General features: G+C 68.8%; 7 protein-coding genes. 2 read left to right on the top strand and 5 right to left on the bottom strand.

The features are described 5' to 3' along the window. A partial coding sequence (locus tag QHF83_RS52215; protein ID WP_282425680.1) for an expansin EXLX1 family cellulose-binding protein occupies window positions 1–683 on the top strand: 683 nt, incomplete at its 5' end. A gap of 73 nt (window positions 684–756) precedes the next feature. Here QHF83_RS52215 and acnA read toward each other — a convergent pair. The 4 genes from acnA to QHF83_RS52195 all read right to left on the bottom strand — a co-directional run bounded on the left by acnA (window position 757) and on the right by QHF83_RS52195 (window position 5,805). Beyond that, window positions 757–3,522, bottom strand: coding sequence for an aconitate hydratase AcnA (gene acnA, locus QHF83_RS52210; RefSeq protein ID WP_282425679.1), 2,766 nt, complete (start codon window positions 3,520–3,522; stop codon window positions 757–759). A gap of 207 nt (window positions 3,523–3,729) precedes the next feature. After that, window positions 3,730–4,452 (bottom strand): hypothetical protein, encoded by a 723-nt coding sequence (locus tag QHF83_RS52205; RefSeq protein ID WP_282425678.1) that lies wholly within the window; start codon window positions 4,450–4,452, stop codon window positions 3,730–3,732. A 191-nt stretch (window positions 4,453–4,643) separates the two neighbouring features. After that, window positions 4,644–5,075 carry a hypothetical protein gene (locus QHF83_RS52200; protein ID WP_282425677.1) on the bottom strand — a complete coding sequence of 144 codons (432 nt, stop codon included), beginning with the start codon at window positions 5,073–5,075 and terminating at the stop codon, window positions 4,644–4,646. 88 nt (window positions 5,076–5,163) lie between these two features. Continuing rightward, window positions 5,164–5,805 (bottom strand): TetR/AcrR family transcriptional regulator, encoded by a 642-nt coding sequence (locus tag QHF83_RS52195; RefSeq protein ID WP_282425676.1) that lies wholly within the window; start codon window positions 5,803–5,805, stop codon window positions 5,164–5,166. A 135-nt stretch (window positions 5,806–5,940) separates the two neighbouring features. Here QHF83_RS52195 and QHF83_RS52190 point away from each other — a divergent pair, with 135 nt between their 5' ends. After that, window positions 5,941–7,125, top strand: coding sequence for an acyl-CoA dehydrogenase family protein (locus QHF83_RS52190; RefSeq protein WP_282425675.1), 1,185 nt, complete (start codon window positions 5,941–5,943; stop codon window positions 7,123–7,125). Here the strand turns inward: QHF83_RS52190 and QHF83_RS52185 are convergent. Further along, on the bottom strand, window positions 7,122–7,808 hold the full coding sequence (locus QHF83_RS52185; RefSeq protein WP_282425674.1) for a hypothetical protein: 687 nt from the start codon (window positions 7,806–7,808) through the stop codon (window positions 7,122–7,124). The genes QHF83_RS52190 and QHF83_RS52185 overlap by 4 nt on opposite strands. Window positions 7,809–8,282: the final 474 nt, after the last annotated feature.

The following is an 8,282-nucleotide window of genomic DNA, read 5'->3' as shown; positions in this document are numbered from 1 at the left end:
CCGCAGCCCCGGCGGCCGCCCCCGCGCCCGCCGAGCCCGCCGCGCCGCCGCCCGCGCCGGCAGCCGAGGCCAAGCCCGCCGAGCCGCCGAAGCCCGAGGTGAAGGTCTCGAAGGGCGAGGCCGTGTATTACGACGCGAACGCCCGCGGGAGCTGTTCGCTCACGTTCGGCCGGGACGCCGCCGTGTTGTCCGCGCCGAATGCGGTCTACAACCAGATCCAGGCATGTGGTCAGTGCCTCGAAATCACGGGCTCCGAGGGCACCGAGGTCGTGATGGTCGCCGATCGCTGCAACGATTGCCCGCCGGATCGACTGGTCATCAACAAGCCCGCGTTCGTGAAGATCGCCGGCACGAAGGCCGGCAAGGCCGAGGTGAGCTGGAAACCCGTGCCCTGCGCGGTGCAAGGCAATCTGGAGCTGCGCTTCAAGAAGACGAGCTCGATCCACTGGACCTCGATCCAGGTGCGCAATCACCGCATGCCGATCAAGAGCGTGGCCTTCAAGAAGGGCGACGAATGGGTCGAGATGACGCGGTCGGACGATAACTATTTCACCGCGGCCAAAGGCGTCGGCTCGCAATCCGTGACGCTGCGAATCACGGCGGCGGACGGACAAACCGTCGAGGAGACGGTGGCGAAGTGGAAGGACGGCGAGACGTACAAGGGGACGGCGCAGTTCAAATGATCGGCGCTGAAAAACGGAACCCCTCTTCCCACGCAGGAAAGAGGGGTCCCGGGCGCGGGTGCTGGTCGAGCGGTTACTTCGCCATTTGCCGGAGCACGTACTGCAGAATGCCGCCGTTCAAGTAGTAGTCCGCCTCGTTCGGCGTATCGATGCGGGCCGTCACCGTGAAGGTCTTCTTGGTGCCGTCCGCCTTGGTCGCAACGACCTCGAGCTTCTTGAAGGGCGTGACGCCCTCGGCGATGCCCTTGATGTCGAAGGTCTCGCGCCCATCGAGGCCGAGGGTCTGCGCGTCCTCGCCCGCGGCGAACTCGAGCGGGAGCACGCCCATGCCGACGAGGTTCGAGCGGTGGATGCGCTCGAAGCTCTTCGCGATGACCGCGCGCACGCCGAGCAGCTTCGTGCCCTTCGCCGCCCAGTCGCGCGACGAGCCCGTGCCGTACTCGACGCCCGCGAGCACCACGAGCGGCACCTTCTCGTCGGCATACTTCATCGCCGCGTCGTAGATGCTGAGCTTCGTGCCCGCCGGGAGGTGGAGCGTGTTCGGCCCCTCCTCGCCGCCGAGGAGCGCGTTCTTGATGCGGATGTTGGCGAAGGTGCCCCGCATCATGACCTCGTGGTTGCCACGACGCGCGCCGTACGAGTTGAAGTCGGCCGGCTGGACGCCGTGCTCCATGAGGTAACGCGCCGCAGGGCTCGTCTTCGAGATGTTGCCCGCCGGCGAGATGTGGTCCGTCGTGACGCTGTCGCCGAGGAGCGCGAGGACGCGCGCGCCCACGATGTCCGTGATCGGCTGCGGCTGCTTGCCGAGGTTCTCGAAGAACGGCGGCTTGCGGACGTAGGTGGACTTGTCGTCCCAGGAGAAGGTCTTGCCCGCAGGGACGTTGAGCTTCTGCCAGGCGACGTCGCCGACGAGGGCATTGTCGTACCGGGTCTTGAACTGCTCGCTCTTCACGGCCGAGCGGATGGTGTCGCGGACTTCTTCCGACGTCGGCCAGATGTCGCGGAGGTAGACGGGCGTGCCGTTGCGATCCTTGCCGATCGGCTCGGAGTACGGGTCCCAGTCCATGTCGCCGCGGAGCGCGTAGGCGACGACGAGGGGCGGCGACATGAGGAAGTTCATGCGCACGCTCGGGTTGATGCGGCCCTCGAAGTTGCGGTTGCCGCTGAGCACGCTCGCCGCGACGAGGTCGCCCTTCTTGATCGCGTCGACGATCGCGTCGGGGAGCGCGCCGGAGTTGCCGATGCACGTGGTGCAGCCGTAGCCGACGAGGTGGAAGCCGAGCGCCTCGAGGTACGGGAGCAAGCCCGAGGCCTCGTAGTAATCCGCGACGACCTGCGAGCCGGGCGCGCACGAGGTCTTCACCCAGGGTTTGACCGAGAGGCCACGCTCGACGGCCTTCTTCGCGAGGATGCCCGCCGCGAGCATGACGGCCGGGTTCGAGGTGTTCGTGCAGGAGGTGATCGCCGCGATGACGACCGAGCCGTGGCGGAGGTTGTACGAGGTGTCGCCCTCCTCGACGGCGACGGGCTTCAAGACCTTGTCACGGACGAGCATGCGCGCCGCGACGGCCTCGTCCGTGGGCTTGTCGGCGCTCGGCTCGTCACACCACTTCGCGAGCGAGGCCGCGTCGACGTCGGCGAAGCTCTTCTCGATCATCGAGTGCAAGCTCTTGCGATAGCCGGTGCGCGACGCGGCGAGGCGGATGCGATCCTGCGGGCGCTTGGGGCCGGCGATCGAGGGCTCGACAGCGCCGAGGTCGAGCTCGAGCGTGTCGCTGAAGACGGGGTCGGGCATGCCCTCGGTGCGGAAGATGCCCTGCTCCTTGCAGTAGGCCTCGACGAGCGCGACCTGGTCCGCGGAGCGGCCCGTGAAGCGCAGGAACGAGAGGGTCTCGCCGTCGATCGGGAAGAAGCCGATCGTGGCGCCGTACTCGGGCGCCATGTTGGCGATGGTCGCGCGATCGGGGAGCGAGAGCGACGCGATGCCAGGGCCGTAGAACTCGACGAACTTGCCGACGACCTTCTTCTTGCGAAGCATCTCGGTGACAGTGAGGACGAGGTCGGTCGCCGTGGCGCCCTCGCGCAGGCTGCCCGTGAGCTTGAAGCCGACGACCTCGGGGACGAGCATGGTGACGGGCTGGCCGAGGAGCGCGGCCTCGGCCTCGATGCCACCGACGCCCCAGCCGACGACGCCGAGGCCGTTGATCATGGTGGTGTGCGAGTCGGTGCCGACGAGGGTGTCGGGGAAGGCGCGGCCCTCGGCGTCGGTCATGACGGCGCGGGCGAGGTACTCGAGGTTGACCTGATGGCAGATGCCGGTGTCCGGCGGGACGACGCGGAAGTTCTCGAAGGCCTGCTGGCCCCAGCGGAGGAAGACGTACCGCTCCTCGTTGCGCTGGTACTCGAGCTCGGCGTTGCGGACGAGCGAGTCGCGGGTGCCGAAGTAGTTGACCTCGACCGAGTGGTCGATGACGAGGTCCGCCGGCGAGAGCGGGTTGATGCGGTTGGGATCGCCGCCCATGCCCGCGAAGGCCTCGCGCATGGCGGCGAGGTCGACGACGGCGGGGACGCCCGTGAAGTCCTGGAGGAGGACACGCGCGGGGTGGAAGGAGATCTCCTGGGAAGGCGCGGCCTTGGGATCCCAGCGGAGGACGGCCTCGACGTGCTCCTTGCGGACGACACGGCCGTCCTCGTGACGGAGGAGGTTCTCGAGGAGGATGCGCAGGGAGACCGGGAGGCGCGCGAGCTCGGCATCACTCGCGAGGGCCCGAAGGCGGAAGATCGTGTAGGACTTGCCGGAAACCGAGAGGGTGCTCTTCGCACCGAAGCTGTCTGCCATGGTGGTCACCTTGGGGAGCGGCGTAGATTGAGACAAGGGATCCGGAGGCCGCGCGGCGGAAGGCTTCTCAGGAAAAAGGGCCGAGAGCAAGGGGGGAGCGCAGAAAGGCGCGTGACGGGGGGTTTTGCCGGGGCGGAGTGCGCCTCGGGCTGAAGGACGGACGAGGCGTGCGCCCGAGGCTCGATCCGTTCGGGGAAGAGGCAGGGGCTAACGGCCCATGAAGCGCATCAGGAAGCTGATGGGGTCGACCGAGACCTGGAGGCGGAGCTCGTTGTGGCCCGAGCCCGCGACGTTGCTGTAGATCCATTGATGGCCGACCTCGGCCGCGAGGCTGCCATTGTAAAGCATGAGGACGAGGCTCGTCCGGGGGCCGACGGCGAAGCCGCCGGCGACGTCGCCAATGACGAGTTTTTCGAGGATGCCGACGGAGGTCTGGTTCGTCCCGAAAAGCGGGCCGACGCCGACGGCGACGAAATGGCCGGGGCCCTGGGTGTCGTAGGAGTAGCCTGCCTCGGTCCAGACGGAGGTATAGGAGGCGACGCCGGCCCGGAAGCCGAGCCCCGCGTCGAGGGCGAAGGCCGGCTTTGCCGAGCTTCCGGGGATGAAATGAAAGCTCGCGCCGGGCGAAACGCGCAGGGTGAGCTGGTGCTTGGGTTTGCGCGAATTGCCGGTGTCGAGGTAGTTCGGCGCGCCGTACGCCGGATAAGGCTGCTGATACGGGTTCGGCTGCTGGTACGGGTAGGGCTGTTGATAGGGATAAGGCTGCTGGTACGGGTAGGGTTGTTGATAAGGAGCGGGCTGCCCGTACGGGTAAGGCTGTTGATACGGGTAAGGCTGCGGCGGGTAATACTGCGCCTGGGCGAGGCTCGCGTGGAAGGTCGAGAGAAGAACGGTGCCCACGGCGAGAAGCTGCGTAAAGATGCGCATCATGGCGGGATATCCCGAGGCGAAGGCGTTGGAAAGTGGCTACCTGGCGTGTGCCCCCGCTCCGTGCAAGGGCAAGGCCATCGCAGGGAGGGCCCGGGGCCCCGGCGTTTGCCAAGGGACGCGGGGGCCCTGAGAACGGACGTTTCCAGACGGGCGTGGCCAGAACGTCAGGGGGCGGGGATACGGGGCGGACGCTAGGGGGCGCAGTAGCCGAACCCCGGTCCGAAGAGGCGTTCCTCTTTGCAATCGAGGCCCGTGGGGCAATCGGCGTCGTCGTGCTCGAGGCGGCAGATGGGGACACGATCACTGCTGCTGCAGGCGCCCGAGCACTCGACGGCTGTGTACTTGTGCGTGACCTCGTCCCAGAGGCCGCAGCAGACGCCGCCGAGGTGCGCGCAGTCGTCCGGGCCGTCGCACGGGATCGGGAGGGAGATGCAGGCGTTCACAGGGGTACACGCGGCGGTGGGGACGTCGCCCTGCTCGACGCAGCAAACCTCGGAGGGGCCGCAGGCGTCGTCGCCGCAGCGGACCTCGTGGCCTTGCGCCGGGCCGCCCGCGTGGCCCGTGGGCGGCTGGTAGTCGCCGAGCCAGCACGCGCTCGCGGCCGAGATGAGGCCCACCACCATCGAAGACAGAAGGATCCTCGTGCGCACCATGCTGTCCGCAGGATGGCACGGCACGGCGCGATCGCGGAAGATCGCAGGGGCTCGCCGCTCACGCTTTCGTACGCGGCTTGCCCTTCGCCTCGGGCGCGCGCGCGAGCCCGTCGAGCAGGCGCCCGTGCGCGAGGTCCGACGCGGCGCGGATGTCGGGCATGCCGAGCGGGGCGAATGCGCCCGACATCGCCAGCACCGCGAGGCCCTGGTGCATTGCGAAGACGGGGATCACGTAGGAGAGCGCCTCGCCTTCGCCGAAATACCCCGCCGCCTGCGCGTCGGCGATGTAGCGATAGAGCAGGCCGAGGCTGCGCTCGCGGCCGTTCACGTACGCGGGGTCGTTCGGGTCGGCGTCGGCGGAGAACATCGCCTGGAAATACCCGGGATGGTCGATCGCGAAGCGCACGTACGCATGCGCGGCCGCGAGGAAACGCGCGCGGAAGTCGGGGCCCGCCGCCGTGAGCGCGGCGTCGACCGTGTCCGCGAGGCGATGCGCGCCCTCGGCCGCGAGCGCCGTGAGCAGCGCCCGCTTGTCGGCATAATGCCGGTACGGCGCGGTATGCGAGACGCCGATCCGGCGCGCGAGCTCGCGGAGCGTGAACCCCATCGGCCCGCGCTCCTCGATGAGCGCGAGCGCGCCCTCCCGAAGCGCGCGAGGCAGATCCCCATGGTGGTACGGGCGAGGCGGGCGTCGAGGCACGGCCCCGAGCCTAGCACGTCCGTGGCGGATGTTGACAGTCGCAACATTCCATGTTGACGGTGGAAACTTCGGGATGTTGTCGTTGTCTACATGGACATGACCGGCCAAGAACCCCGGTCGCCGGAGGGAACCGTCATGACGAAGGGAACCGAGAACGTGCTCGAAACCAGCCTGCTCGCGTCCGTCGCCCGCGTGCGCTCGGTCGCGGAGGCCCACGCGGACGCGTCGAACGAGGGCGCGACGCTGCATCCGGCCGTGGTCGAGGTGATGAAGAAGGAGGGGCTCTTCGCGCTCGCGGCGCCGAAGGAGGTGGGCGGGCAAGGGGCGGACGGGCGGACGCAGCTCGTGGTGTACGAGGCGATGGCGCACGCGGACCCGTCCGCAGGCTGGGCGCTGATGATCGGGGCGATCATGAACGGGATGATGGGCGCTTATCTGCCAGAGGCGGCGACGCGGGAGATCTTCGCCGCGGGAATGACGACGTCGGCCGGGCTGCAGGTGCCGACGGGGAAGGCGCGGCGGGTAGACGGGGGATTCGAGGTGACGGGGCGGTGGGGGTTCGGGAGCGGGATCCGGCACGCGAGCTGGGTCTACACGGCCGCGATGATCGAGGAGCCGACGCAGGTCGGGCCGCCGTCGTTCGTGCAGGTCGCGGTGCCGGTTTCGCGGGTGACGATCGAGGATACGTGGAACACGGCGTTCTTGCGCGGGAGCGGGAGCAACCATTACCGCATGGAGTCGGTGTTCGTGGACGAGGCATTCACGTGCTCGTATCCGTGCGCGTCGCGGAAGCGGGGTCAGGCCTATTTCGAGCTGCCGTTCATCGCGCTCGTGGCGCCGGGGCACATCGGCTTCGCGCTCGGCGTGGCGCGGCGGGCGCTCGAGGAGATCACGATCGTCGCGCCGCGCCGGATCAAGGCCTGGACCGGGGAGGCGCTCGGCACGCAATCGAGCTTCCGCGTGGAGCTCGGCCGAAAACGCGCTGCCCTCGACGCGGCGCGGGCGCTCGGGCGCGAGGTGATCGAGCTGTCGATGCAAAGGGCCGAGGCGGGCCGGGCGCTGTCGCCGGAGGATTGGGCGGCCGTGCGCGCGGCGACGACGTATACGACCGAGGTCGCCGCGGACGTGACGTCGTTCGCATTCCGGGCGGGCGGGTCGAGCGCGATTTACGCGGGGACGGTGCTCGATCGGTGCTTCCGGGACGTCCACGCGGCCGCGCAACACATCGCCGCGACGGACGACGCCTATGATTACGCGGCGCGCGTGAGCATGGGGGAAGCGCCGTTCAATCCGCTGCTTCTGCCGCGGGAGTCAGCCTAAAACCCCGCGCCGAGGCTGATGTATCCGAACGGCAGGACGCCGAAGGCCGTGGGATCGTCGCCGAAGACATTGAACCCCGGGCCGATGAGCGCCATCGCGCCGACGCGGAACTGAAAGCCTGCGCCGTCCACCGGGTGCAAGCGATACCCGACCATCGCGCTACCATACGCGCCTATACCCGAGCCCGACGCGCTCGCGCCGAAGCTGTTCGAGGCCTGCGCCGACGCATACGTGACCGACACGCCGCCGCCGACCTCGAGCGCGTGCTTGCCGCTGCGAACGCCGAGGTAGCTGGCCGTGATGGGGAAGGTCAAGAGGCTCGCGCTCGCGCTCGACGAAGAGCTGCCCGCCGAGACCGTCGCCCCGATCGAGATGTAGCTGATCCCGACGCGCACGCCGAGGTCGTCGATGACGCGGCGCTCGTAATTCAGCGAGTACCATAGGCCTGCCCCGAGGCCCTCGGCATAGATCGAGTTCGGCGCGGGTTTGTCCTCGAGATCTTCCTTGGGCTCGGCCTTCGCAGGCGCGGCCGCCGGAGCCGCAGGCGCCGCAGCCGCAGGCGCCGCAGCCTGCCCCTCGGGCGCGGGCGGCGGCGTCGCCTCACCCTCCTGCGCGAGCGCGGCGCTCGGGGCGAGGAGGAGAAGGGCGCTTGCCGCAATGCAATAAGAAGTAATCCGGGCCATGGGACCTCCGTGAAGACAAGGGTGAGGCCCCCAAAAGCACATGAAATGGTCCGCCCGGTCAAGCGAAAACGGCCGTTCAGGACGCGATAACTGCTGAATGCGGATCCCTGGTTTTATTCAATCTTTGTTCTGCGAAATTTTCTGCGCGGTTTCGCGAAGCAATTCGCGCATGACGGGCCCCCCGAACCCGTCACCCACGATTTTGCTACCCGCTCGTGAATGGCGGACCCCACCGATCCGTCATTCACGATTGGCCTCGACACTCGCGGGCCGGCGGGCCCCCCCGAACCCGCCACCCGCGATTGTCACGCGCTCGTCGATGGCAGGCCCCCCCGAACCCGCCATCCACGAGGCCACGAAGCCCTAGCCCCGCGCCCGCTGCTTGCGCGGCGCCGCCGACGCCTGACCCCGCGCGCTGCCGCCGCGCGCCATCCCCTTCTGCGCCCCTCGCGCGCCGCCGGCCTGGCCGCCCCG

The sequence above is a fragment of the Polyangium sp. 15x6 genome (assembly GCF_029960785.1).
Lineage (GTDB): Bacteria > Myxococcota_A > Polyangia > Polyangiales > Polyangiaceae > Polyangium.
The sequence above is the reverse complement of the archived record's forward strand: the minus strand, read 5'-3'. Positions and strand labels throughout refer to the sequence as shown.

Excerpts from the sequence above, each read along its gene's own strand:
- acnA (WP_282425679.1), bottom strand. The coding sequence starts at position 3,522 with ATGGCAGACAGCTTCGGTGCGAAGAGCACCCTCTCGGTTTCCGGCAAG.
- QHF83_RS52205 (WP_282425678.1), bottom strand. The coding sequence starts at position 4,452 with ATGATGCGCATCTTTACGCAGCTTCTCGCCGTGGGCACCGTTCTTCTC.
- QHF83_RS52200 (WP_282425677.1), bottom strand. The coding sequence starts at position 5,075 with ATGGTGGTGGGCCTCATCTCGGCCGCGAGCGCGTGCTGGCTCGGCGAC.
- QHF83_RS52190 (WP_282425675.1), top strand. The coding sequence starts at position 5,941 with ATGACGAAGGGAACCGAGAACGTGCTCGAAACCAGCCTGCTCGCGTCC.
- QHF83_RS52185 (WP_282425674.1), bottom strand. The coding sequence starts at position 7,808 with ATGGCCCGGATTACTTCTTATTGCATTGCGGCAAGCGCCCTTCTCCTC.